We start from the raw sequence: 24,171 nt of genomic DNA on the forward strand, positions 1-24,171 counted from the left end.
CCCTTCCGGGTGCTACGAACTATCTAATCCTCTTCGTCGTAAAAGCTGCGGCATCGCGTCGGCGTCGGCGCAGCAAAGCCATGGCCCCGGCTGACGCCAGCCCGCCGCTCGTCCATCGCAAAACTGGGCCTTTCATCGCGAGCCCATACCAATGCAGATACGAAGGAAGCCAACCCTTTAGATCGAACTTGCTGGTGCCAGCAGTGCGGTCTTCCCAACTGCTCGCGACCTCATCAACGCGGTAGCCGAGCAAGTGCGCTTTCGTCGTGAGCTCCAGTCCCACTTCGAAGCCGCGAACGCTTTCTACCGCCACCTCTCGGAGGAAACGGCGGCTGTAGCCGCGGAAGTTCGTGGTGGCATCGTGGGTCGCCAGCCCACCCACATAATGCAGGCTGAGTCCGGCCGTCCGCGACATCAAAGTCTTCAGCCGCGGCCCTCCGCTTTGAGAGCCCCCGGGCATATACCGCGATCCGCTGACCACGTCCGCGCCTTCGTCCCGAATCTTGGCTGCCATCAATGGAATAACTGAGGGCGGGTCCGATAGGTCGGCCATGCTCGTGACGATCACATCCCCGCGCGCGGCGGCGAAGCCGGCAACCAAGGCGTTGGCAACGCCCTTGCCGAGGGAATTCCGCACGAGCCGTACCGTCGCCGGACGGTCGGGCATCGCTTCGATGGCCGGCAAAGTGGAGTCTTCGTCGAAGTCGTAGCAGACGATGAGCTCGTGGGGCATGTCGGCCAGAGTTGTGCTGAGCCGCCTGAGACAGATCTGTATGTTCTCCCCCTCGTTGTACACGGGGATCACCACACTGATGAGGCGGTCTTCGTCCGAGGCTGCGACCGGCTTCTGGGCTCGTATCAAAAATTGTTTGCCGAACAGCGGCCACGCTAGCCGCGAACGGAGATACAGCTGCACCAGGATCGGCGCTTGCGGCAGCGGGGAATACGTCGAGTACGGGAGAAAACGACCATAGGTGTCGACAATCTTGAACTGGTGGATGCCCAGCAACTCGGTCAGCGAACGGTCGCTGATCGGCACCAAGTGATCCCAGAAGTCCCAGTAGTCGCCTGCCACCAAGCGAATATTCGGCCCTAAGGCGATGAAGTGCCCGCCGGGCTTGAGCACTCGACTCACCTCGGCGATAGCGCGATCGACGGCGGATTTGTTCGGCAAGTGCTCGAGTACATTGCTGGTGAAGACGACGTCGACCGATTCATCCTCGAGGAAACCGAGGTCCTCGGCTCGGCACTGGTGGAACTCGATCCCCTGTTCTAGGAGCTTGCGACTGTCCGGGTTGAGGTCGACGCCGATTCGCCGCGCAGCCTTGATGTGATTCAGGAATTCGCCGTAGCCGCAACCCAAATCGACCACGGCGTCACTACGTTTGATCCACCCTTGAAAGAAGTCACGAACCAGAACACCCCACAGAGCTGACCGCGCCTCAAGGTTGTGGCCGAATCGCTGTCGGTAAAGCTGTTGTAGGTTGTTGCCGCCAGCGGCGAGCTGGTGATTCTTGCGACTAGCACCCATACAGGTCAGATAGTCCCAGCGTTGACGGCTTTGACAATCCAGGGGATAACTTCGTCGAGCATGGCATCGAGTGTGGTAGTCGCGGAGTAGCCGAGCACCTGCGTGGCCTTGTGGACATCCGGTGAACGCAGCTGGACGTCATGCTCGAATGGCGGGTCGCTTTCATAGCGGAACGGCACGCCGGGGCGCATCTTGCGCCAGATCACCTCCGCGAGTTCCACGACCGTCGTGGCTTCCGGAGTCGACAGGTTGAAATCGTCATTGAGTGCGGCCGGATGCTCCATGCAGGTGCGGATGCCCTTGGCTAGATCACCACCGTAGGTATAGTGCCTCACCTGCGTGCCGTCGCCGAGAATGTGCAGCGGATCCTGGCCCTTGGCGACCTTCTGCACCAGATCCGGTACCACGTGACTCATCGCCAGTTTTACGTTGCCACTGGGAATCTCGCGTCCACCCAGCGCGCGCTGCTCACCGGTTCCGACACAGTTGAACGGACGGATAATGGTGTAAGGCAAGCCGTACTGCTCGTAAGCGCCGTGCGCGAAGTACTCACAGGCCAACTTTTGGAACCCGTAAGTGCTTGTCGGAGGTGGACATTCGGTGATGTGCTTCTCCGGTGTGGGGAACACACTAGCGTTCTCAAACACCATGGATGAGCTGATCACGTTGATCTTCTTCAGCCATCCCTTTTTGTACGCGTAGATCGCCGCGTCGAAATGGGCTGCTGCGATCCTCTCGTTCTCAGCTAGCAGATCATAGGCGTACTCATGGAAATAGGTGATGCCGCCGATACGGGCCGCGCTGGCCACCATTTGCTCACAGCCCTCGACCAGACGACACATCAGGTCAACGTCTTTTACATCACCCTCAACGAACTGATAGTTCGGATGATTGTCGTAGCTTTTCGCGACCGGGCCGTACTTCGAGTAGTTATCGATCCCGACCACCACGTGACCGGCCTGCAGCAATTCCTCGACCACATAGCCGTTGATGAAGCCGGCGCTGCCCGTAACCAGAACCTTCACCGGGCCGCAGCCCCCGAGCCCAGCGTGGCCAATTCGGCGCCGTTCAAGGCGCTCTCCCCCAAGTCACTGACGTCCAAGCAGCCCCACACGTCCTCCACAATCTTGCCCCGCGGAACCTGCAAACCGCGGTACTCGGAGTGCGGTACTCCCACCACCAGCACATCAGCGCGCTCCACGACAGTGTCCAGCGGGAGGTAATCCGGTCCATCCAGGAAGGGATCGTGGCGGATGACTTCCTTGGCCTCCAGCATGAGCAGGTGCCGCAGTTTGAAGCTCAGCGAGTCACGTGTGTCATCGCAGTCAGCCTTGAACGTCATGCCGAGGATGCCAACTGTCTTGTCACGCAGGTCAACTCGACGCTTGAGCATATTGACGATGAACTGCGGTTGGCCTTCGTTGATCAGCATGGCTGCATGCCCGAGCATGAAGTTGTTGTTGCTGAACGCCGCTAGCTGCATTGTGTCCTTCAACAGGCACGGCCCAGCCGCCAGCCCAGCTCTCGGTAGCGAGTCCACCCGGCTGTTCTTGAACGTCGCCGCGTGATGGACACGGTCGAAGTCCAGACCTGCCTCACGGCACAACAGATAAAACTGGTTCGCCACCGCGAATTGGATGTAGCGATAACCATTGCAGAACAGCTTGGCCAGCTCCGCCTCTTGCGGTTCCACCTCAATGATCTCGCTGGTGATCCGCGAGAACAGCTCGCGCACCACCCGCACGCCCTCCTCATCAAAACCGCTGATGATCTGAGGTATCACCCGTAACTCACGAATCGAATGCCCCTGCGCAATCCGCTCCGGGCAGAACGTCACGTGAACTCCAATCCCCCGTTCTCGCAACGAATCATGAACACGCTGGGTCAATCCCGGATACACCGTGCTACGCAACACCAGCGTCTGATCATCGCGGAAATACGGACTGATCTCCGTGATTATCCGAAAGAACGTATGCGCCTGGGGAGTCAAGTACTCATCTACTGGCGTCCCCACCACACAAATCACCACGTCAGCATTGCGGACGATCCACGAATCCGTACTGGCCGCAAGACGACCCGTCGGCAACAAGCGCTTCAGGAGCTCCTCAGCACCGTTCTCAATAAACGGCATCTTGCCGGCCATGATGGTCTTCAACGCCGCGACATTGGTATCCAAGATGTCGACCGTATAGCCCACATCCGCTAACACCAATGCCAACGGCAACCCAACATGACCCGCACCACCTACGATGCAGATCCGCTTTTCTGGCTGACCCGCCACGCGAACCGCCACCTCCCCTGATCGACCCGACGTCTCTCGCCCCGGGAGCACGCGCTCAGCCGCCACCGCCCAGGGAGATAACTTCCTTGGGACGAGCGTACGAAATTTCCGGTCGCCCTACCGGCGTTTCCGCCGATTATTCAGCTGGATCTTCAGGTGTGTGTTGTTGCCGCAGGTGGGGCGTACCCGAGAACGTAACCATCAATACCTCCAGACCAGCGCCCGGGAAGTCAGAACACCCGGCTTCAACCCAACAGCACAGCAGCCCGCAGGTCCAGGTGAAGTAGCAGGCCGGGCGAGACTGGTCCAGGGATCACCCGGCGCGGGCTTGGCCACTAATGATTTTCCACAAACCTGGTGCCGGTCCTGGGATCACCGAGTACCCGGGAGGCAGGTACTTCACAATTTCGAGGCGGAGGTTGCAGGTAAATACGTACCGGTAGTCGTTGACGTTGATCCCCGCCCATACCTGGTCAACCTTACTTGGAAACGGAAGCAGCCAGTCCGGAAGCATCAACCCCCGCCGATCGGCGTAATAAAGAATTGTGGGATCCCAGTCGCAGCCCATCACCACAATCAAGTCGTCGGGGCTGGTGACAGCCTTCATATGTTGCGCATCCAGGTCAGGCGCGGGCGCCATTGCCCACTGCAATGGGTTGTACATAAGGACAGCTGAGCCGATCACGACGAGCGCGGTCGCGGCGGCTGCAAAGACCTCCGTATCCGGCTGCACTCGTCGAGCTAGCGCGACGATCCCTATCCCGACGGCGGCGACGATCGCTGGGTAGACAGCGATGAGATAGTAGCTGTGTGTGAAGTAGAGGTTCAGCAGTAGCAGTGGTGCGAATAGTGTAGTCGCAAGCCATCCGGCGCGGCGGAAACGCTCGAGTTTTGTTGGGGCCCACTTGATACCGAGGATTGCGAAGACCACCCCCAGAAAAAGCGGTCCTGCGATCTCCAAACCGATCCTGGCGAGTGCCGGCATGTAGGCGATCGGATCCAGCCTTTGCTGAAGAGTTCCGAAGTTCCAATCTTGCAGTTCTCCGCTGGTCAAGTACTGCGCAACCGGGTTGTGGACCTTGATGGCGTCAGCGTGATGAGCCCATGCGAGTCCCAGCGCCAAACCCGGCACTGGCCCGGCCAGCAACCCTACAAACATCCGGCGCCACGACCGATTCGCTGAGTATGCCGACGCAGCCGAAACCACCACGAGCACACACCAAGCCGGTGGAGTGGTCGTCTTTACGAGGAAGGCCAGCCATGCGCTGATCGAACCAAGAAGCAGCCCGATACTTGAACGGTTGCGAAACCACGAGTCAAGGCCGAGAACCATTCCGAGCGAAAATGCAACAGAGGGGAAGTCGACGAGCGCGGATGCGCCCCATGCTAATCCGTACGGCGAAAACTCAAAAAGCGCTAGCACCACGAGCGTGGTGAGCTTTCCGTGCCACCGGTAAACCAGCACGGCTAGCAGGCACGCCGACGCCTGGAAACCCACGAGCCCTACGATGCGCATCGCCGAGTCAGGACCCACACCTATGCGAATCAGCAACGCCGCCATCGCCTGCGCAAGGGGAAACTCCATCGGCACGTCGGCGTTCGGGCCGAACACAGGCAAAGGGGTGTGCAGCAGGTCGATACCTTGACGGGCGAATTCTAGTGCCGCGTAGGTTGTCTGGGTTTGCCGGAACTCATGCATCTCGTTGAGGCGGTGCGACAGCTGCGGGATACGAATCAACGTTCCGACAAGGATCAACGCCGTTAACCACCCGACAAACGGATCCACCGATCGGTAGATATGACTCGTCAAAGCACGGACTGCTCGGCTGCTCCTGGGTGCCGTTTCTAGCCGGCTCAGCATGAAAGATGTGAGCACTTGGTCATCCCGCTGCAGGCCAGATCAATGCTAGAAGACTGCCCCACGAGTCCCTGGTCACCGAGATCCAACCACAAGGCGGCAGTCGCTCAGGCAGCTCTTCGGCGCCATTCTTGATGAACGGCACGTCGCCCGCCATCACGAATTTCAACTGGGTTGCGTTGGTATCCAGGACTTCGGCGGGGAATCCTCTGTCCGCAAGCACCAGCGCCAGCGGCAGACCGACGTGTCCGGCACCGCTAATGATGCACATGCGTTCAATGGCTCGAGTTGTCATGAGACAGCCGTCTTCCCCCGCGTCTTTCCCAAACCGCGCACAGGGTGTCAGCACACATCTTCCCCACCCTGAGACTTGGCCCGAGTGGAGCGTACGAGCTCCTGTGACCGCACGCAGGGTATTTGCACAATTCACCTGCCGGTCTTGACCGAAATAGGGTCGCCGACTGCGCAAAGCCAGCAAATGTGAACGCACGTCACCCGCACGTCTGGCTGCTGAACACGTACGGACGATGCTCGTCCAACCACCCTGCCGACGCAAATTCTCAGTTCCGGCAACACGCGGGCTCGAGAGGGGTAATTTATCGAGCATGAGGCTCGTGGGGGGCGTCAGCGGCTACTGTGGCATGCCCACAATCGACAAGAGGTTGCGGTACGCCGCGGTGGCGCTCGCCTTCCTAACGATCGGCCAAGGACTCATCCAACTTTTCGGCCTATGGTTTCACCACTACACCGCAGCGTCGTTTTTGGCATCAGCTATCGTCACGGTTCCAAACTTCCTGGCTAACAAGCGGTTCGTCTGGCGCGTTGGTGCGGGCCCCAACATGCGGAGACAAGCACTCGCGTTTTGGTTCGCCGTCATGTTGGCCGTGTCGTTGGCCACTTCTTTGACTTACCTAGTCGAGAAGGCCATGGTTGGCGAGGCGCGGCCAGTTAAAGGTGCAGTTGTGCTCCTGGTTCAGGTGCTCGGCTTCGGCGTAGTCTGGATCGGGCGGTACTTCCTGTTGGACCGCTGGTTTTCGACACCAGCCAACTACGGACAGGTACTTGAACGATCGTTGGTCCATCAGGCTTCTTGACCGGCGCTTTCGTCCGTCGCTGGTGCGTGAAGTCCCGCGGCTTCCGCCCTGCTGAAGAACCTCGACATCTCGGCTGGACAGAAGGCGAAACGTAGCCGGTATGCCTGCACGCCAACAAATTTCACGATTCTGCCGAGTGAACCACGGACAGCTGCCGATCGAGCTGCTCATCGGCGCATAGTATGTGGCATTTGTCGTGCTGCTTAGAGGAGACGCTCGTGCCGAAGCTTGTACCGAATCTCGAGCGCGTATTGGGGCGATAGCCGATGCATTACCTGATTACCGGCCACACCGGCTTCAAAGGCCCCTGGCTCGTCTTTCTCCTGCTCGGCCGCGGCCACCAAGTATCAGGCTTGGCCCTCAATCCCGCTGAAGGCGGCCTTTTCGAGCGGGCCCACCTCACCGAACTGCTGGCGAGCGATCTTCGCGTCGACATCCGCGACGCCGAGGCAACGAAAACGGCGATCCAGGACACCGCGCCCGACGTCGTGATCCATATGGCCGCCCAGTCGCAGGTCCGCGAGTCCTACCGGGAACCGCGATACACCTACGAGACCAACGCCATGGGCACACTTAATGTGCTGGACGCCGTAGGCGCTACCCCATCGGTGCGGGCGCACATCGTCATCACCACCGACAAGGTTTACCGCAACGTCGACCAGGAAGCCGGGTACGTCGAGACCGACCCCCTCGGTGGTGATGACCCCTACAGTTCATCCAAGGCGATGGCCGACCTGCTCACCCAATCCTGGATCCGCAGCTACCCCGGTTGCCCCACCGCGATCGCCCGCGGCGGAAACGTGATCGGCGGCGGCGACGTCAGCCCCGAGCGCCTGATGCCGGACCTGGTGCGCGCGTACTCGTCGGGCCGAGCACCACTGCTGCGGTTTCCGCGTGCGGTGCGTCCCTGGCAGCACGTTCTCGACTGCCTCAACGGCTACCTCACCATCGCTGATGCGCTGCTGGCCGGATCGGGCCTGGGCCAGTGGAACATCGGTCCCGGCCGGGACAGTTTCGTAGAGGTCGGCCAGGTCGCCACTTTGGCCGCCGAGCTCTGGGGTGGCGGCGCCCACTGGGAGAACCAGCCCGGTGACCACCCACACGAGGCGAATCTGCTGGCCCTTGACGCCGGCAAAGCGCAACGGGAACTCGGTTGGCGCAACCGGCTGGGCTTCCGTGATGCCGTCGCCTGGACAATTGACTGGGAACGGCGAGTCCATAACGGTGCCGACCCGCTTGAGGTGACCCGCGAACAGATCGAAGCTTTCGAAGCCCTTCGTTGAACCGCCAAGGAGTAGCAGGATGAGCGACCACACCTACCGCGTGATCGAGATCGTCGGAACCTCACCCGACGGAGTCGACGCCGCCATCAAGAGCGGCCTGGCGCGCGCCTCGGACACGATGCGCAACCTCGACTGGTTCGAAGTTCAATCCGTTCGTGGCCACCTGGTAGACGGCAGCGTCGCGCACTACCAGGTGACCATGAAAGTCGGCTTCCGCCTGGAAGATTCGTAGGCGAGGGTTACCCCGCCACAGCTCCCGCCTCCGAGTACGGCGCCCCTAGACCGTGCACCGGGCGGTAGCCGCGCTTGCGCGCTTTGGCTGCGGCGTCGCGGATCAGCTTGTACAGACCGACGAAAGCCGCATGGTCGGTGAGCACCAACGGTGTGAGCAATCGGTTGTGCACCACCGCGAACCCCAGCCCGGTTTCCGGGTCGTTCCATCCCACGGAACCGCCCAGTCCCACGTGTCCGAATCCGGGCATTACGTTGCGCAAGGGCAGCGCGTGGTACCCGAGGTGGAAGGCCATCGGCACGAAGATGTTTCGGTCCCGCTGGATGATCCGCTCACCGGTCAGACCGGCCACCAGGCGCCGCGACAGGAACTGGGTGCCGTCGACCTCACCGCCGTTGGCGATCGCGCCGTACATCCGGGCTAGCCCCCGGGCCGTCACGACCCCGTTGGCGGCGGGCATTTCGGCGTCGAGCATGGCCATGTTGCCCTGCACCGCCGCGATCACACCGGGGAAATACATCGACCGGTAGCCGCCGGAGAGATAATTGGCCACCTTCTGCACCGCCCCGGTGAGGATGGGGTTGGCCGCCAGGTCTTGGGGCATGATGATCTCGGCGGCCCGGGTGGGCGAATCGGCCGGCGGACGGCCCAGATGGATGCCGTCGGTACCCAGCGGCTCAGCCAGCTCCTCCCGGAACAGCACCCGCATGTCCTTGCCGGTGACGGCCCGGGCCAGCCCCGACATGAGCCATCCGAAAGTCAGCGCATGATAGGCCGGCTTACCCAGTAGCCGTCCCGGCGACGCCGCCGCCAGCCGCTCCTCCATCAGGACGTGATCGAGCAGTTCCTCCTGGGTGGCCCCGCGCAAGCCCGACAAGCCGGCGGTGTGCTTCATGACCTCGCGAACGGTCATCTTCGCCTTGCCGTTGGCGGCGAAGGAATGCCAGTACTCGGCAACCGGCGCGTCGTAGTCGATCAGTCCGCGGTCGGCCAGGCGGTGGATGACCGTGGCGGCCATCCCCTTGGTCGCGGAGAACACCATCGGCGCGTGGTCGGCCGACCACGGGATACGTCCCTCCCGGTCGGCCCACCCCTTCCAGACGTCGACGACGGGCTGCCCGTCGAGATACACCGCCAACGCACCGCCGCCAAGGCGGCTACCAGGGAACATGGTGGAGAAAGCACGTACAACGCATGCAAAGTGGGAGTCCGCGGCGCCGAACACACCATGCCCTGCGTCAGGGGCATCGTGAGATTGGACAGCACGGCGATCGACTCCGATGTCTATCGTCACGGTTCGAATTTACTGCCCTAACCTGGATGCCTGCTGGCAAACCAAAATTAAGTTACCTAACCGTTAGGAAGTTGCGATCTGAAGTATTTGCTGGGCGGCTAGGGCCGGGGTCAGCTCCCCGTTCCGGACCTGACGCTCCAGGTCCTTGCGGATCCGGCGTACCTCCGGGTTGGACACCACTCGATCGAGCACCGCGTCGCGGACCATCTGCCAGGTCCAGTCCACCTGCTGATCGCGCCGGCGCGCTTCGAAACGCCCGGCCTCGGTCAACACCTTGCGGTGCTTCTCGATGGTCTCCCACAACTCTGGCAGCCCGGCGCCTTCCGTGGCACTCATCGTCAAAACGGGTGGTCTCCACAGTGTTTCGCGTGGATAGATCAACCTGATCGCACCGGAGAGCTCGCGGGCTGCCATCCGGGCGTCCTTGAGATGCGCGCCGTCGGCCTTATTGACCACCACGATGTCTGCGAGCTCGAGGACACCTTTCTTGATGCCCTGCAACTGATCCCCGGTACGGGCGAGGGTCAGCAGGACAAAGGTGTCGACCATATTGGCCACCGCCACTTCCGACTGTCCCACGCCCACGGTCTCGATCAGGATGACGTCAAAACCCGCCGCCTCCAACAGGACAACTGCTTCCCTGGTCGCCTTTGCTACCCCGCCCAAAGTGCCCGAGGTCGGTGACGGACGGATGTAGGCGTCGGGGTGAGTGGCCAGGCGTGCCATCCGCGTCTTGTCACCCAGGATCGAGCCGCCGGTGCGCGTCGAGGACGGGTCGACGGCCAGCACTGCCACCTTGTGACCCAGCTCGATGAGGTGCATGCCGAGCGCCTCGATGCTCGTGGATTTACCCACCCCGGGCACTCCGGTGATGCCGATCCGGTGGGCGTTGCCGGCGTCGGGCAGCAGCGCCAACAGTAGCTGCTGGGCCCGTTCCCGATGGTCAGCGCGGGTGGATTCCAGCATTGTGATGGCACGTGGCAACGCAGCCCGGTCGCCGCTGCGGATCGCGTCGGCCAACTTTTCGATGTTCATCGGGCCGCTCTCCCCGCGACAGGCATCGGCCACTAGCTCAGGTCGTACCCGAGCCGCTCGGCCAGCTTCTTCAGCAGGCCGGCTGCCGCCTCGGCAATGACGGTCCCGGGCGGAAAGATTGCGGCCGCTCCGGCCTCGTAGAGCTCGTCGAAGTCACCGGGCGGGATGACGCCGCCCACCACCACCATGATGTCCGAGCGGCCCACCTCGGCCAGCGCGTCGCGCAGAGCCGGCACCAGGGTCAGGTGTCCCGCGGCCAGCGATGACACCCCGACCACGTGCACGTCGTTGTCGGCGGCCTGGCGAGCGACCTCTTCGGGCGTGGAGAACAGCGACCCGACGTCGACGTCGAAGCCGATGTCGGCAAACGCGGTGGCGATCACCTTCTGGCCGCGGTCGTGACCGTCCTGGCCCATCTTGGCGATCAGGATCCTCGGCCGGCGACCGTCGGCCTCGGCGAATTTCTCGACCAGCTCGCTCGCATCGGAAAGCGGAGTGATGTTGCCGCCTCCTTGGATCTCGTCACGGTAGACGCCGGCGATGGTACGGATCTCGGCCTGGTGACGACCGTAAACCTTCTCCAGCGCGTCCGAGATCTCCCCCACGGTGGCCTTAGCGCGCGCCGCGTTGATGGCCAGCGCCATCAGGTTGTTGCCTAGTCCGTCTTCACCGGCGGGCCCTTGGGCGGCGGCCGCGCGGCTGAGCTCGGCCAGCGCGGCGTCGACCGCGTCCTGGTCCCGGGTCTCCCGCAGCTCCTTGAGCTTGGCCAGCTGCTCGGCACGTACCCGGCTGTTCTCGACCTTGAGCACCTCGATCTCTTGGTCCTCGACCACCTGGTACTTGTTGACCCCGATCACCGGCTGCTGCCCGGAGTCGATGCGCGCCTGGGTGCGCGCGGCGGCTTCCTCGATGCGCAGCTTGGGAATGCCGTCGCTGATCGCCTGCGCCATGCCGCCGTGCTCGGCGACCTCCTCGATGTGCGCGCGTGCCCGTTGCGCGAGCTGGTGGGTGAGCCACTCGACGTAATACGAACCGGCCCAGGGGTCGATCGGCCGGGTGGTGCCGGATTCCTGCTGTAGCACCAGCTGGGTGTTGCGGGCGATGCGCGCCGAGAAGTCGGTGGGCAGCGCCAGCGCCTCGTCGAGGGCATTGGTGTGCAGCGACTGCGTGTGCCCCTGGGTGGCGGCCATGGCCTCGATGCAGGTGCGTGCGACGTTGTTGAACACATCCTGGGCGGTCAGCGACCAACCTGAGGTTTGCGAATGTGTGCGCAGCGAAAGCGATTTGGCACTCTTGGGGTTGAAGTCGGCGACCAACTCGCTCCACAGCAGCCGGCCGGCCCGCAGCTTGGCGACCTCCATGAAGAAGTTCATGCCGATGCCCCAGAAGAACGACAGCCGCGGCGCGAACTTGTCGATGTCCAGACCGGCGGCCAAGCCTGCCTTGATGTACTCGACACCGTCGGCCAGCGTGTAGGCCAGCTCCAAATCCGCTGTCGCACCGGCCTCCTGGATGTGGTACCCGGAGATCGAGATGGAGTTGAACTTCGGCATCTTGGCGCTGGTGTAGGCGAAGATGTCGGAGATGATCCGCATGGACGGCTGGGGCGGGTAGATATAGGTGTTGCGGACCATGAACTCTTTGAGGATGTCGTTCTGGATGGTGCCGGCCAGCTTCTCCGGCGGCACCCCCTGCTCCTCGGCGGCCACCACGTACAGCGCCAGAATCGGCAGCACGGCGCCGTTCATCGTCATCGACACCGACACCGACGACAGGTCGATCCCGTCGAACAGCTGGCGCATGTCGAGGATCGAATCGATTGCTACGCCGGCCATTCCGACGTCGCCCTGCACGCGCGGGTGGTCGGAGTCGTAGCCGCGGTGGGTGGCCAGGTCAAAGGCGACCGACAGGCCCTTCTGGCCGGCGGCCAGGTTGCGGCGGTAGAAAGCGTTGGATTCCGCTGCGGTGGAGAACCCGGCGTACTGGCGGATCGTCCATGGCTGGTTGACGTACATCGTCGGGTAGGGGCCCCGCAGGAACGGCGGCTCACCGGGGAAGGTGTGCAGCGGGTAGCCGTCCTCCCCGGCCGCCGCGCGGTCCTGCGAGATGTACACCGGCTTGACGTCGATGCCTTCCGGCGTTTGCCATTCCAGGTCCTCGGGCGAGTACCAGTGCGCCTTCGCGGCGGCGGCGATGTGCTCTTGCACCTCGGCCTGGGTAGGCGGTTGCGTGGTGCGCTCGCTGCGTAGCGGGACGTCGGAGAAACTACCTATCGAGGGAACTGTGGCGGTCATATGATTACGCCCCCAACCTGGTCAACAAGCTCGAAAGTGCTTCAACGGCATTGATTTTCGCCGTCAGGAATTCGTCGGGCCGGTCCTCAACTTCGCCCAGCGCCTTTTCCGGACCGGCCAGGTACACCCGCTCGATGCCGGCGGCGCGCGCCGCCCGCACGACACCGGCCGTCTCCTCCGCGTAGCGCTTGTCGGTACCGCAGATCACCGCCACTGTCGGTGAGCCCGCCGCGGCGACGGCATCGGCTACCCCGTCGGCATCGAGCGGTCCCGGGTTGACGGCTTCGATACCGCCCGAAGCCAACAGGTTTGCCGCGAACGAGGTCCGGATGTTGTGCTCGGCCAACGGCCCCAACGGGAGCAACAGCACCTGGGGGCGCTTGTCATGGTCGGCGAGGAACACGTCCGAGCGGTCCCGCAATGCCTCGAATTCGGCGGCGTATCGGCGCACCTGTCCCGCTCTGCCCAGCGAATCACCTTGCGGCAGGGACGCTTCGGCGAGGTTGGGGAACTCGTTCACACCAGTGATCGCGATCCGGCGATGCGCGATATCGTCGGCGCGCTTGTCCGCGAGCTCACCCAGGCGGCCGGCCAGGTACTCGCGGGCCTCGACGAAACCGCCTCGAGACTCGATGGATTGGAAGTGCTCCCACGCCCGCTCGGCCAGTTCTTTGGTGAGATCCTCGACGAACCAGGAGCCACCCGCGGGGTCCAGCACCCGGCCGACGTGTGACTCCTCCAGCAGCAACAACTGGGTGTTGCGTGCGATGCGGCGGGCGAAACTGGTGGCGGTGCCCGGCCAGCCGCCCGGGATGGCGACGTCGAACGCGTACACCAGCACCGTGTCGGCACCCCCGACGCCTGCGCCAAAAGCCGCCAGCGTGCAACGCAGCATGTTCACCCACGGGTCACGCTGCGTCATCATCGGCAGCGACGTCTCGGCGTGCACGACGGTTGCGCCACGGTCGGGGTCGCCGGCGACCTCGGCCACCCGGGCCCACAACTGGCGCACGGCGCGCATCTTGGCCAGCGTCATGAACTGGTCATCGTCGGCGGCCAGCCGGAAGCTGATCTGGCCGAGCGCCTGGCCCACCGTAAGACCGGCCTCGGTGAGCTTGCGCAAGTAGTCCACGGCCGCGGCGATCGCCGCGCCGAGCTCCCACGCAGCGGTCGCGCCCAGATTGTGGAACGCGGGCCCGTCGACCGTGACGGCCCGCACCCCCCGGTGTTCGACCGCGCGTTTCGCTACGGCGACGAGGTCCTCGACCGTCGGAGTTTTGCGGTCGCTGAGCACCGCCGTGAAGGGGTCGGCACCCAAGTCCACCGACACCAGGGCGCGCTGCTCGTCGTCAACCTTTTCCACCAGGGACAACATCACGTCCGCGGCCGCGGTGTAATGGGTGCCGGCATCGAGGATGACCGGCGCCATGCTCAGGTACACGCCGTCGAGCAGAGCCGCGAGTTGTTCCGGGGCTACGCCCGACTCCCCCACCCGCACCAGCAGCGCACTGACACCTTCGCCGAGGGCGGCAAGCAGCGCCCCGTTCGCCTCCTCGGTGGGCGTGTCCGGCAGCGGGAACGCCTCGGCGACCTTCCAGCCCGACTTGACGTCGCGCAGGGCGTCGCCGCCGCGCACGAACGGCCAGTGTCCAGGCAACGGCGGTTCCGGCAACTCGTCGAAGGCGGTGTAGAGCGGACGGATGGCGAACCCGTCGTAGGTCGGCGTCTCCAGCCGCTCCTCGGGGTACTCCCCCAACTCCGCAGGGTCGGTCCGGGTGCTCTTGGACAGCACACCGGCGACCGCGCTGCGCCAGCGCCCGCGAACCTGTTCTAGGTCGGCGAGTTCGGGTACGTCAATGGACACCGATTTGCTCCTGTTTCCGCAGCAATTGTGGGTTACTCCGGGATCGTTGCTTGGCTAATAAGGCTAATTGATCGGTGCCTCGAAGTAGGCATCGAGGTGCTGTGATCGGCGGCTCACCGGCGGCGAAACGCCAGCCTGCGGATACTGGATATTCACGTAGGACCCGTACCCTTGGACACCGTGACTACCGCCGCCATCAGCAAAACCACCGATACGGTGCGTGCGATCGCGGCCGCTGTCCGGTTGGCGGTGCGTCAGATGTCGGTGCTGCGGCTGGTGACGACCGTGGCGGGAATCACAGCCTTGGTGGCGCTCGCGTTGTTGGTCGAACTGCCGACCGCGATGCAGATGCGCGAGTGGGCGCGATCGGTGGGCCCCTGGTTCCCGCTGGTGTTCTGGCTGGTGCACGTCGTGGTGACCGTGCCACCGTTTCCGCGCACCACGTTCACCCTGGCCGCCGGGCTGTTGTTCGGGCCGGTGTTCGGCGTCGCGATCGCAGTGACCGCCAGTACGGCCAGCGCGGTGCTGGCCACACTGCTGGTACGCGCGACCGGGTGGCGACTGGATCGCCTGGTGCGCAGCCGGGCGGTGGGCCGCCTCGATGACCGACTGCGGGAACGCGGATGGCTGGCGATCCTGTCGCTGCGGTTCATTCCGGTCGTGCCGTTCGCGGCGATCAACTATGCCGCCGGCGCGTCCGCGGTGCGGGTGATGCCCTACATGTGGGCGACGTTGGCGGGACTGCTGCCGGGCACGGTCGCGGTGGTCATCCTGGGCAACGCGTTCGCCGGCGACGGTAGCCCCTTGCTGGTGCTGGTGTCGGTGTGCACCGGCGCGTTGGGGCTGTCCGGACTGGTCTACGAGGTGCGGCAGTACCGGCGCCACCACCGACGGGCACCGGAAACCGCTGAACCGGTTTCAGAACCGGTCATCACCCGCTGACGTCGCGCCCTGCGTGCAAGATTTATGTCATGACCCCGGCGGCGCACGCGTCTCTTCGCACTGTGCTGTTGCTCGGCGGCATGCTGCTGTGTCTGACGGTCGCGGCGTGGCCGCTGCTGACCCGCGGCGTCAGACGGCGACCGGCGCCGAACTCCCACGGAACCTATAGCTGGCGGCTGTCGGCTGTCGCGTTGCTCAGCGCCGCGGCCTTCGTTGCGGCCCTGCAGATGCCGGTCCACCGGGCGGCGCTGCTGCAGCTCAAACCGGAGGTGCAACCACCGATCCCGCTGCCCGCTTCGGGCGCTATCGGACCCGGCACCGGCATTGCCGTCACCTATGCCGACGGCAGCGGCGGAATGGGTTGCACCGCGGGCTTTCTGGTGCGCACCGGCGACGGCGGTACCGGGGTGCTCACCGCCGGGCACTGCAACAAGCTCGGCGAGGAAAGCAAGGTGAGCATGAACCCGGGCAGCCTGCCCTATACCACCGTGGGCACCTTCAGCCGAACCGTACTGGACGGTGAACACGGCGAAGATCACGACATCGGGCTGTTCCTGCTCGACTCCGACGAGGTGCCGCGCACCCCGGCCATCGTCGCCTCCTTACCGGTGACCGGAGTTGCCGACGACCTGCAGCTCGGCCAGCAGCTGTGCAAGTACGGCATGACGACCGGCCGGATGGAATGCGGTGAGATCACCGCCGTCACCGAAAGCAAGGTGGTGTTCCTGGCGGCCAGCCGGTGTGGCGACTCGGGCGGCCCGGTCTACCTCTTGACCACCGACGGCGCCGTGGCGGTCGGGATCCACATCCGCGCTGGACGGCCGAATGATCCCAACCCCGGATGTTCAACGCCCGCAACGTTTTCGGTCGCAGAGCTGGTGCGGCCGTGGCTTGCGCAGTGGGGTCTCACCGCTGTGACGGGCTGAGCGGCAGCGTCAACCTGAATTGCGCGCCGCCATCGTGCGGCAGGCACACCAGGTCGCCACCATGCGCCCGGGCCAGCGCCCGGGCGATCGACAGCCCGAGTCCGGCGCCACCGTGATCGCGGGCGCGGCCGGCGTCCAGGCGCACCAACCGTTCGAAGATGCGCAGCCGCTCGTCGTCGGGAATCCCGGGGCCGGTATCGGTGACGGTCACGACCGCGGTGTCTTCGGCGCGCAGGTCCACGGTGATGGATCCCCCAGCGGGGGTGTGCCGGCGCGCGTTGTCCAGCAGGTTGGACAGGATCTGCGCGACGCGCGTCGGGTCCGCGTGGATGGCGAGCTCAGGCGCTCCGGTACGGACGATCGACAGGTGCGGGGCAAGCATCGCGGCTCGCTGCACCTCGGCGTCGATGGTGGCGGCCAGGTCGGTGTCGTGGCGGTCCAGGGTGATCCCGGCATCGATTCGGCTCAGGTCGAGCATGTCGGCCACCAGGCGCCCGGCCCGGCGTGCATCGGACTGCAACAAGCTGGCCCGCCGTTGCTGGGCTTCCTCGGTCTCGTGGGCGGCGAGTTGTTCGGCGGCGGCCTGAATCCCGGCGATCGGAGTGCGCAGCTCGTGCGCGGCGTCGACGAGGAATTGCCGCGTCGCGGCTTCGGCCCGTTGTGCGTCGTCGGCCGCCCGGCGGGCACGCAACTCCGACTCCTCCAGGGCATCCAGCATGTTGTCGAAAGCGCTCGCGGCCCGGCCTAATTCGGTGTCTGTACGGGACGGACGCAATCGTCGACCGCGGTCGCCGGTGGTGATGCTTCGGGCCAGCGCGGTCAGCCCGTCCAAGGGCCGCAGCGCCGCCCGGCTCACCGCAATCAGCAGCAGGGCCGCGACGACCAGTGTCGCCAGGCCGGCACCGATCATCAGTTGACGCAACTGCCGGGTGACTTGGGTGGTCTGTGTGGTGTCGGCGACCAGGATCACCCGCGCCCCGTCGGGCAGTGGATGCACCAGCACCGTCGCGGTGCCCTCCGGTGGGAACCCGGGCGGGGGCGGTGGTGGTGGCGGCAGTGGCGGACCGGACGGCGGGCCCGGCATGGGCATCGGCATCGGCATCGGTGGATGGCCAGGCAGCGGTGGCCGGCGCGGCGGCGGGACCATCGGACCCGCTTTGGTGTCAGGACTGATGCCGGGATCACCGTAGGTGGCGCCGTCGGAGGTGATGACCAGCGCACGCACGCTGCCGCCGTTGAGTTCGGCGGCCAACAAGTCGGGCGCGGTGCGGACCGCCGCCAGCGCGTCGGCGCGCGAAGTAGCGGCGAGCAGCCGGTCGTGCAGATTCCGGCGCGCTTGCATGCCGAGGATGACGTCGACCGTCACACCGAGCACCACCAGCAGCACCGCCAGCAGCGCGATGACCAGAATCAGCACCCGGCGCTGCAGCGACGGTGTGGGTGTCACGCTTTCCTCCGTCATGACCGTGGCGGCTGCAGACGGTAGCCGATACCCCGCACGGTGTGCAGGATGCGCGGCCCGTGCGCTTCGAGCTTGCGCCGCAACCCGCTGACGTGCACCTGCACCAGGTTCGGGTCGTACGCGTCGTAACCCCACACCGCGCGCAGGATCTGGCTGGCGCTGACGATCCGGCCCCGTTGTTCCACCAGGTATTGCAGCAACTTCAGTTCGGTGGCGGTCAGGTCGAGCCGATGGCCACCGCGCGCCGCCGCGCCCGCCTCCACGTCCAGGATCACATCACCGATCTGCACCACGGTGGGCAGCCGCCCTCGGCGCCGCAGCACCGCGCCCACCCGCGACACCAATTCGGCAAGCTCGAAGGGCTTGACCACATAGTCGTCGGCTCCGCTGTCCAGGCCGCGCAGCCGGTCCGGTAACCCGTCGCGGGCGGTGATCAACACGATCCCGATCTCCCCCCACTCGCGGATCACGTCGATGAGCTCGAATCCGTCGCGGCCGGGCAGCATCACGTCGAGCACCACCAGATCGGGGCGCACGCCGTCCAGTGTCTCTTCCAATCCGTCTCCGTCACAACGGGTATCGGTGTGATAACCCGCGTCGGCCAGCGCTTCGCTGACCATTTCGCGGATGGTTTCGGAATCCTCGACCACCAGCACCCGCGGCGTGCCGACGCTGAATTCGGTCATACCTCGCGAGCGTAACTGGCGTTACGCTCACCGCGTGACCTCCACCAACACGCCGCCGGCTGCCCCACCGCCACCCGCCCGGCGGCATTCCACCGGCGTGGTGGTCGGCGCCGGGCTGGCGGGTCTGGCGCTCGGGGCGGCGGCCGCCTTTGCGGTGACCGGTCTGGTGTTCACCGTTCGCGTGCAGCTGCCCCCGCCGCCGTATCCGCAGTTTTCTTCGACGCCGAGTTACCCGCCTCCACCCCCGCCGGTGTCCAGCGTCGCGCCGGCACCCAGCGTCGGGCCGTCGTCGGCGCCCAGCCTGATCCCGGTGCCGCCGCCGCTGCCACCCGGCCCGCGCTGAATTCTTCAGCTTCACTTCAAGTTCGGCTCCTACCGTCGCGGTTGCCAACAATCCGACGAACGTGAGGAGTCGCATGACTTCCGAGGAATCCGCGGTCGCTCCCGAACCGCCGGCCGCCGTGCCCGCCCCCGCGGCTGCCCCGGTGGTGACGGAGAAACGCCGCCACTCCACCCGCGTGGTGTTCGGCGCCGGGCTGCTGGGCGGCCTGTTGGGCGCCGTCTTCACCGCGGGCGCCGCTGCCCTGGTCATGGCCTTCGGCTTCGGGCCTCCGCCGCCGCCCCCGGGGTTCGGGCCACCTGGGCCGGCACACTTCGGGGCCCCGCCGCCGGGTCCGGGCGGGCCGATGGCCGGGCCTAAGGGGCCGTGGGGAATGGGTCCGGGACCCGGCGGGATGCGTCCGCCGTTCCCGGGCGGACCGCCGCCGATGGGCCCTGGCGGCCCTGGTGGGCCTGGTGGTCAGCAGCCGCCCGGGCCCGGCCAGCCGCCGGCATCGCCGTCGACGGGGCCTAGCGCGTCGCCCGCTCCCCCGCGGTAGCTCATTGGCCGCCGAGGGTGCGCGGAATGCCACGCCCACCGGCGTGTCGGCGGGCATCTGCGCACCCTCGTGCAACGAACCAAGCTCGTGGCACCCTCGAAGAAACGGAAGGGATCACGAGCACGGGTACACCAAGCCTTCTGGCACGGGCAGGCGCACGCCTGCTGCGAGCTCGCTGGCTCGTGCGCGCCCCGATCTGGATCTACAAAGCGCGCGCCGGGGCGCTGTTCGGCTCCCGCATGCTGATGCTCGAACACGTCGGCCGCAAATCGGGCCTGCCCCGTTTCGTGGTGCTAGAGGTGGTCGGCCACCCGAGGCCTGACACCTACATCGTTCCCTCGGGCTTCGGGGCAAAGGCGCAGTGGTTCCGCAACATTCAGGCCAACCCGCGAGTGCGCGTTTTCGTCCGTAGCCGCGTGCCCGCGGCGGCCACCGCCCGCGTGCTCAGCGAAGAAGAAGCCGACGCCATCCTGGCCGAGTACCAACGCCGCCACCCACGCGCCTGGCAGCAGTTCCAGCACGTTCTCGAGCAAACCCTCGGCGACCGGCCGCTGCCGATGGTCGAGCTACGAATGGCGGGTTGATTCCGGTCCCTTGACCGTCATCGCGGCGAACAGCGCCAGGAACAACGCCGCCGGGAGCGCGTTGGCGACCTTGTCCCGCACTCGGACGTGCGCACCGAGCGCCAGCACGAAGTACAGCGTGAGCAGTGCGGTGGTCAGTCTGGCCAGGGCCGGATAGCGGGTCACGGAAGCGAGTCCGACGGCCGAGGCGGCTTTCACCACCGGCAGCACCGGGCGAACACTCTCGGGCAATCCGACGGTGTCCAGCGCGGTCGTGATCGGCGCCAGCGGAATCGCACACGCAACCGCATCGCCGGCCTGCAGCGCCGCCAGCGCCGCGTAGGTCTTGGGTGACGTCAAAGTGCTCATCGCGCAATCCTATTGACGCAACTCGGGCGGGTTGCCCAACGGGCGTTCGGCCGGATTCACCGGCAACACCTCGGTCCTGGACGCCTGCGCGATAGCCGCGTCGCCGTCGCTGCGGAACCAGTCCGCGACCTCGGGATCGTCGTCGTCGGCCGAGTGCCGCGGTGCGTCATCGACCGGAGACGGCTCGAACCGGAACACGCCGTCCTCGCCCGGTTTGCCGAGCAACCGGGTGAACCCCTGCAGGGCGGCGTTGAAGTCGCTGGGCACCACCCACACCTTGTTGGCGTCACCGCGGGCCATCTCCGGCAGCGTCTGAAGATACTGGTAGGCCAGCATCTCCGGCGTCGGTCGGCCGGCCTTGATCGCGGCGAACGTCTTCTCGATGGCCTTGGCCTGCCCCTGTGCCTGCAGGTAAGCGGCGGCCCGCTCACCCTGGGCGCGCAGCACCCGGGACTGCCGGTCGGCTTCAGCGGTCAGGATCGCCGCCTGCTTGGCGCCCTCGGCGGCCAGAATCTGAGACGCCTTCTGACCCTCGGCCTGCATGATTGCCGCCTGCCGGGTGCCCTCGGCGGTCAGAATCATCGCGCGCTTCTCCCGGTCGGCCTTCATCTGCTTTTCCATCGAGGCCTGAATCGAAGGCGGCGGGTCGATGCTGCGCAACTCCACCCGGGCGACCCGAAGGCCCCAGCGACCGGTCGCCTCGTCCAGCACCCCGCGCAATTGCGCGTTGATCTGGTCACGAGAGGTCAGCGTCTGTTCGAGGGTCATGCCGCCGACGACGTTGCGCAGCGTGGTGGTGGTGAGCTGCTCGACACCGACGATGTAGTTGCTGATCTCATATACCGCCGCCTGCGGGACGGTGACCTGGAAGTAGACGACGGTGTCGATGTTCAGCGTGAGGTTGTCCTCGGTGATGACGGGCTGCGGCGGGAACGACACCACTCGCTCGCGCAGGTCCACCCGGGCGCGGACGCGGTCGATGAACGGCACCAGCAGCGTGAGTTGGCCACTGACCGTTCGGCTGTAGCGACCCAACCGCTCGATCACCGCGGCCTCGGCCTGCGGTATCAGCGCGACCGACTTGGCCACCACGACAATCGCAAAGATGACCAGGACGGCAAGCAACACCAAACCTGCAACTACACCTTCCACCGGAGCCCCTTTCTCGAGCGCCTAGATGTCCTTGAAGACCACCGCCGTGGCACCGTCGATGTGCACCACGGTCACCGATTCGCCGGGTTCGAACACGTCGCCCGCATTGAGCGGGCGGGCCGTCCACACCTGGCCGTCCAGCTTCACTTGGCCCGCATCGTGGGCAACCCTGTCCAGCACCAGGGCGCTCTTGCCCTCGAGCGCCTGAACGCCCATCTTCACGGCTTTACCGGAGCCCAGCCGCCGCCGCAACGCCGGTCGCACCAGCGCCAGCAGCAGCACCGAAACGATCAAGAAGACCAGTCCGTCGGCCCACAGCGGCCAATCCGTCAGCCAACTGCTGCCCGAAGCGGCCAGCGCGCCGCCGCCGAGCATCAGCAGGAACAGATCGCCGGTAAGGGCCTCCGCGCCGACGAGCAGCAAAGCTGCGATCAGCCAGACCAGCGCCACGGACATGCGCACAGAATACTGCGTGAACCACGCTAATAGCGGCGAACTATTACACTGCGAGATCATGTGGTGCCCGAGTGTTTCGTTGTCGATGTGGGCCAATGCCTGGCTCGCGGGCAAGGCTGCCCCCGACGACGTTTTGGACGCGTTATCCCTATGGGCACCAAGGCAATCGGTGGCCGCGTATGATGCCGTCGCCGCCGGGCATACGGGCCTGCCGTGGCCGGACGTCAACGACGCCGGCACGGTGTGTCTGCTGCAGACGTTGCGCGCGGCGGTGGGCCGCAAGTCGCCGGCAGCGCCCGGCCGCCTGCGGGGAACCATCAACGTGGTGCTGCCGGTGCCCGGCGACGTTCGTGGGTTGTCCGCAGGCACCCAGTTCGAGCGTGACGCGCTGGCGGCTGGCGAAGCGGTGATCGTCAGCAACCCCGACGAACCGGGCGCGGCGATCGGCCTTGTCCCCGAGTTCACCTACAGCGACTTCGACGACATCGACGACGAGTCCGTCGTGCCCGAATTGTGCGCTCTGACGTGGATGGTGTACTCGCTGCCGGCGGCCCCGGTGTTCGACCACCACGAGCTCGGTGACGCCGAGTACGCGCTGCGGTCAGCGGTACGTTCGGCGGCCGACGCGCTGAGCACCATGGGCCTGGGTTCGGCCAACAGCGACATCGAAGACCCGCGCGGCATGGTGGAGCAGCTGCTGGAATCGTCTCGCCAGCACCGGGTTCCCGACCATGCGCCGACGCGCGCGCTGCGCGTGCTGGAAAACGCGGCGCACGTCGATGCGATCATCGCGGTCAGCGCCGGGTCGAGTCGCCTGCCCGACCGGATGGGCGCCGGCCCGGAATTGCCGGGTACACAGTCGTCCTCGGAAGGGCAGATCGCCACCAACGCCCTGCGGCCGTTGACGGCTGTGGTGCGTTCTGCGCGGATGGCGGCGGTCACCGCGATCCTGCACTCGGCCTGGACGGACTAGCCCGCAGCGCAATGCGGCGGCCCGCACCGCTCGCCGTTGGCGCTGGCCAGACAACCCGACACCGGATCCGCGGCACTGACCCGTGCGGGCGCGCGACCGTCCCGCAGTTCACCGATCAAATCCACGGCCAGCCGCGCGAATCGGCGGTCGGCGTTGGGTGTCGTGACGCGGGCGAACGCGACGCCCAGCGTCTCGGCTTGCTGCCGCAGCTCAGTATCCAGGTCCCAAACCACTTCGATGTGATCCGCGACAAACCCGATGGGACAAACGATTACGGCCTTGGTGCCGTCTCGAGCCAGCGACGCGAGGTGGTCCCCGACGTCGGGTTCGAGCCAGGGCACTTGCGGTGGCCCCGAACGGGACTGCCACACCAGGTCGTAGTCATCGTAGCCGGCGGCTGACGCGACAAACCTTGCGGCGTAGGCGACTTGGCGGCTGTAGAGATTCGGGCCGCAGCGCTGGTCGGCGGCGATCGGGACGGAATGCGCGGTGAACACCAGCCGGGCACCCGCGGGCACGGTTGCGGCGGCCGCGGCCACCGCCTCGGTGAACATCTCGACGAACAGCGGGTGGTCAAAGTAGGTCCGCAGCTTGATGAGTTCCGGCGCATCCGGGCCGGCTGCTTCGCGGGCCCGCGCGATGTCCTCGACGTACTGCGTGCAACTGGAATAGCCACTCCACGCCGAGGTGGTGAATACCGCCGCCCGCCGAACACCGTTGTCGCGCATGGCCACAACGGTGTCTTCGACGTACGGCTCCCAGTTGCGGTTGCCGAAGTACACCGGTAGGTCCTGCTCGGCCTGCAACTCGCCGATCAGGGCCCGGTTGATGCCGTTGATCGGGGACACACCACCGAAATGAAGGTAGTGTTCGGCGACGTCATCCAGCCGCTCGGGCGGCACATTCCTGCCCCGGGTGACGTTTTCCAGGAACGGCCGCACCTGCTCGGGTCCTTCCGGCCCGCCGAACGACAGCAGCAGGACGGCGTCAAAGTCCAT

Annotated in this window: 23 protein-coding genes and 1 pseudogene; 9 read left to right on the plus strand and 15 right to left on the minus strand. The window is 65.5% G+C overall.

Annotated elements, in window-relative coordinates:
• Positions 1-19: 19 nt before the first annotated feature.
• The 5 genes from A5645_RS07765 to A5645_RS07785 all read right to left on the minus strand — a co-directional run bounded on the left by A5645_RS07765 (position 20) and on the right by A5645_RS07785 (position 5,965).
• Entirely contained in the window at positions 20-1,531 is a 1,512-nt protein-coding gene (locus A5645_RS07765) for a glycosyltransferase (protein ID WP_065129113.1), read from the minus strand.
• Between the two features lie 5 nt (positions 1,532-1,536).
• Entirely contained in the window at positions 1,537-2,556 is a 1,020-nt protein-coding gene (locus tag A5645_RS07770; RefSeq protein WP_065129114.1) for an NAD-dependent epimerase/dehydratase family protein, read from the minus strand.
• Positions 2,553-3,824, minus strand: a complete 1,272-nt coding sequence (locus tag A5645_RS07775; protein WP_253866871.1) for a nucleotide sugar dehydrogenase — start codon at positions 3,822-3,824, stop codon at positions 2,553-2,555. Before A5645_RS07775 ends, A5645_RS07770 begins: the two co-directional genes overlap by 4 nt.
• Positions 3,825-4,125: 301 nt before the next feature.
• Positions 4,126-5,598 carry an ArnT family glycosyltransferase gene (locus A5645_RS07780; protein WP_065129116.1) on the minus strand — a complete coding sequence of 491 codons (1,473 nt, stop codon included), beginning with the start codon at positions 5,596-5,598 and terminating at the stop codon, positions 4,126-4,128.
• A 94-nt stretch (positions 5,599-5,692) separates the two neighbouring features.
• The gene (locus tag A5645_RS07785; RefSeq protein ID WP_155767896.1) at positions 5,693-5,965 is read right to left on the minus strand and encodes a hypothetical protein; all 273 of its coding nucleotides are present in this window, start codon (positions 5,963-5,965) and stop codon (positions 5,693-5,695) included.
• Between the two features lie 310 nt (positions 5,966-6,275).
• Here A5645_RS07785 and A5645_RS07790 point away from each other — a divergent pair, with 310 nt between their 5' ends.
• The 3 genes from A5645_RS07790 to A5645_RS07800 all read left to right on the plus strand — a co-directional run bounded on the left by A5645_RS07790 (position 6,276) and on the right by A5645_RS07800 (position 8,279).
• Entirely contained in the window at positions 6,276-6,764 is a 489-nt protein-coding gene (locus A5645_RS07790) for a GtrA domain-containing protein (protein ID WP_065129118.1), read from the plus strand.
• Positions 6,765-7,030: 266 nt separating this feature from the next.
• On the plus strand, positions 7,031-8,047 hold the full coding sequence (gene rfbG / locus A5645_RS07795; protein ID WP_065129119.1) for a CDP-glucose 4,6-dehydratase: 1,017 nt from the start codon (positions 7,031-7,033) through the stop codon (positions 8,045-8,047).
• Between the two features lie 19 nt (positions 8,048-8,066).
• Complete coding sequence (locus A5645_RS07800) at positions 8,067-8,279, plus strand: dodecin (RefSeq protein WP_065129120.1); 213 nt, start codon at positions 8,067-8,069, stop codon at positions 8,277-8,279.
• 7 nt (positions 8,280-8,286) lie between these two features.
• Here A5645_RS07800 and lipL read toward each other — a convergent pair whose 3' ends face one another.
• From lipL to mutA, 4 genes are all read right to left on the minus strand, one after another.
• Entirely contained in the window at positions 8,287-9,573 is a 1,287-nt protein-coding gene (gene lipL / locus A5645_RS07805) for an esterase/beta-lactamase LipL (RefSeq protein WP_065129121.1), read from the minus strand.
• A 63-nt stretch (positions 9,574-9,636) separates the two neighbouring features.
• Positions 9,637-10,608: a methylmalonyl Co-A mutase-associated GTPase MeaB gene (gene meaB / locus A5645_RS07810; RefSeq protein ID WP_065129122.1), complete on the minus strand. Its 972-nt coding sequence runs from the start codon at positions 10,606-10,608 to the stop codon at positions 9,637-9,639.
• Between the two features lie 32 nt (positions 10,609-10,640).
• On the minus strand, positions 10,641-12,902 hold the full coding sequence (gene scpA, locus A5645_RS07815) for a methylmalonyl-CoA mutase (protein WP_065037625.1): 2,262 nt from the start codon (positions 12,900-12,902) through the stop codon (positions 10,641-10,643).
• A gap of 4 nt (positions 12,903-12,906) precedes the next feature.
• Positions 12,907-14,766: a methylmalonyl-CoA mutase small subunit gene (gene mutA / locus A5645_RS07820; protein WP_065129123.1), complete on the minus strand. Its 1,860-nt coding sequence runs from the start codon at positions 14,764-14,766 to the stop codon at positions 12,907-12,909.
• Positions 14,767-14,946: 180 nt separating this feature from the next.
• On the opposite strand from mutA, the gene A5645_RS07825 reads away from it, so the two are divergent.
• Both A5645_RS07825 and A5645_RS07830 read left to right on the plus strand, forming a co-directional pair.
• Complete coding sequence (locus A5645_RS07825; RefSeq protein WP_065129183.1) at positions 14,947-15,708, plus strand: TVP38/TMEM64 family protein; 762 nt, start codon at positions 14,947-14,949, stop codon at positions 15,706-15,708.
• 29 nt (positions 15,709-15,737) lie between these two features.
• Positions 15,738-16,634 carry a S1 family peptidase gene (locus A5645_RS07830; protein WP_065129124.1) on the plus strand — a complete coding sequence of 299 codons (897 nt, stop codon included), beginning with the start codon at positions 15,738-15,740 and terminating at the stop codon, positions 16,632-16,634.
• On the opposite strand, the gene A5645_RS07835 is transcribed toward A5645_RS07830, so the two are convergent.
• Positions 16,615-18,096: a sensor histidine kinase gene (locus A5645_RS07835; protein WP_065129125.1), complete on the minus strand. Its 1,482-nt coding sequence runs from the start codon at positions 18,094-18,096 to the stop codon at positions 16,615-16,617. The genes A5645_RS07830 and A5645_RS07835 overlap by 20 nt on opposite strands.
• Positions 18,093-18,782 carry a response regulator transcription factor gene (locus A5645_RS07840; RefSeq protein WP_065129126.1) on the minus strand — a complete coding sequence of 230 codons (690 nt, stop codon included), beginning with the start codon at positions 18,780-18,782 and terminating at the stop codon, positions 18,093-18,095. The genes A5645_RS07835 and A5645_RS07840 overlap by 4 nt, the downstream gene beginning before the upstream one ends.
• A 34-nt stretch (positions 18,783-18,816) precedes the next feature.
• On the opposite strand from A5645_RS07840, the gene A5645_RS07845 reads away from it, so the two are divergent.
• The 3 genes from A5645_RS07845 to A5645_RS07850 all read left to right on the plus strand — a co-directional run bounded on the left by A5645_RS07845 (position 18,817) and on the right by A5645_RS07850 (position 20,244).
• The gene (locus A5645_RS07845; RefSeq protein ID WP_065037630.1) at positions 18,817-19,125 is read left to right on the plus strand and encodes a hypothetical protein; all 309 of its coding nucleotides are present in this window, start codon (positions 18,817-18,819) and stop codon (positions 19,123-19,125) included.
• A 73-nt stretch (positions 19,126-19,198) separates the two neighbouring features.
• Entirely contained in the window at positions 19,199-19,660 is a 462-nt protein-coding gene (locus A5645_RS27615) for a hypothetical protein (RefSeq protein WP_155767897.1), read from the plus strand.
• A gap of 113 nt (positions 19,661-19,773) precedes the next feature.
• On the plus strand, positions 19,774-20,244 hold the full coding sequence (locus A5645_RS07850; protein ID WP_065129184.1) for a nitroreductase family deazaflavin-dependent oxidoreductase: 471 nt from the start codon (positions 19,774-19,776) through the stop codon (positions 20,242-20,244).
• Here A5645_RS07850 and A5645_RS07855 read toward each other — a convergent pair.
• Genes A5645_RS07855 through A5645_RS07865 form a run of 3 tightly spaced genes read right to left on the minus strand, consistent with a single transcriptional unit; the run spans position 20,227 to position 22,200 of the window.
• Positions 20,227-20,592, minus strand: coding sequence for a DoxX family protein (locus A5645_RS07855; RefSeq protein ID WP_065129127.1), 366 nt, complete (start codon positions 20,590-20,592; stop codon positions 20,227-20,229). The two genes, A5645_RS07850 and A5645_RS07855, sit on opposite strands and share 18 nt — an antisense overlap.
• 9 nt (positions 20,593-20,601) lie before the next feature.
• Positions 20,602-21,744 (minus strand): SPFH domain-containing protein, encoded by a 1,143-nt coding sequence (locus A5645_RS07860; RefSeq protein WP_065129128.1) that lies wholly within the window; start codon positions 21,742-21,744, stop codon positions 20,602-20,604.
• 21 nt (positions 21,745-21,765) lie between these two features.
• On the minus strand, positions 21,766-22,200 hold the full coding sequence (locus A5645_RS07865) for an NfeD family protein (RefSeq protein ID WP_065037633.1): 435 nt from the start codon (positions 22,198-22,200) through the stop codon (positions 21,766-21,768).
• Positions 22,201-22,258: 58 nt separating this feature from the next.
• On the opposite strand from A5645_RS07865, the gene A5645_RS07870 reads away from it, so the two are divergent.
• On the plus strand, positions 22,259-23,173 hold the full coding sequence (locus tag A5645_RS07870) for an Rv1486c family protein (protein ID WP_065037634.1): 915 nt from the start codon (positions 22,259-22,261) through the stop codon (positions 23,171-23,173).
• On the opposite strand, the pseudogene A5645_RS07875 reads toward A5645_RS07870, so the two are convergent.
• Positions 23,139-24,171, minus strand: a pseudogene (locus A5645_RS07875) (ferrochelatase). The gene A5645_RS07870 and the pseudogene A5645_RS07875 overlap by 35 nt on opposite strands.

The sequence above is a fragment of the Mycobacterium asiaticum genome (assembly GCF_001673635.1).
GTDB classification, from domain to species: Bacteria; Actinomycetota; Actinomycetes; order Mycobacteriales; family Mycobacteriaceae; genus Mycobacterium; species Mycobacterium asiaticum_C.

What these genes read in the sequence shown, in the direction of transcription:
- A5645_RS07765 (WP_065129113.1), bottom strand. Translation starts at nt 1,531, where the DNA reads ATGGGTGCTAGTCGCAAGAATCACCAGCTCGCCGCTGGCGGCAACAAC.
- rfbG (WP_065129119.1), top strand. Translation starts at nt 7,031, where the DNA reads ATGCATTACCTGATTACCGGCCACACCGGCTTCAAAGGCCCCTGGCTC.
- scpA (WP_065037625.1), bottom strand. Translation starts at nt 12,902, where the DNA reads ATGACCGCCACAGTTCCCTCGATAGGTAGTTTCTCCGACGTCCCGCTA.
- A5645_RS07790 (WP_065129118.1), top strand. Translation starts at nt 6,276, where the DNA reads ATGAGGCTCGTGGGGGGCGTCAGCGGCTACTGTGGCATGCCCACAATC.
- A5645_RS07800 (WP_065129120.1), top strand. Translation starts at nt 8,067, where the DNA reads ATGAGCGACCACACCTACCGCGTGATCGAGATCGTCGGAACCTCACCC.
- A5645_RS07870 (WP_065037634.1), top strand. Translation starts at nt 22,259, where the DNA reads ATGTGGTGCCCGAGTGTTTCGTTGTCGATGTGGGCCAATGCCTGGCTC.
- A5645_RS07840 (WP_065129126.1), bottom strand. Translation starts at nt 18,782, where the DNA reads ATGACCGAATTCAGCGTCGGCACGCCGCGGGTGCTGGTGGTCGAGGAT.
- meaB (WP_065129122.1), bottom strand. Translation starts at nt 10,608, where the DNA reads ATGAACATCGAAAAGTTGGCCGACGCGATCCGCAGCGGCGACCGGGCT.
- A5645_RS07835 (WP_065129125.1), bottom strand. Translation starts at nt 18,096, where the DNA reads ATGACGGAGGAAAGCGTGACACCCACACCGTCGCTGCAGCGCCGGGTG.
- A5645_RS07855 (WP_065129127.1), bottom strand. Translation starts at nt 20,592, where the DNA reads ATGAGCACTTTGACGTCACCCAAGACCTACGCGGCGCTGGCGGCGCTG.
- A5645_RS07865 (WP_065037633.1), bottom strand. Translation starts at nt 22,200, where the DNA reads ATGTCCGTGGCGCTGGTCTGGCTGATCGCAGCTTTGCTGCTCGTCGGC.
- A5645_RS07785 (WP_155767896.1), bottom strand. Translation starts at nt 5,965, where the DNA reads ATGACAACTCGAGCCATTGAACGCATGTGCATCATTAGCGGTGCCGGA.
- A5645_RS07830 (WP_065129124.1), top strand. Translation starts at nt 15,738, where the DNA reads ATGACCCCGGCGGCGCACGCGTCTCTTCGCACTGTGCTGTTGCTCGGC.
- A5645_RS27615 (WP_155767897.1), top strand. Translation starts at nt 19,199, where the DNA reads ATGACTTCCGAGGAATCCGCGGTCGCTCCCGAACCGCCGGCCGCCGTG.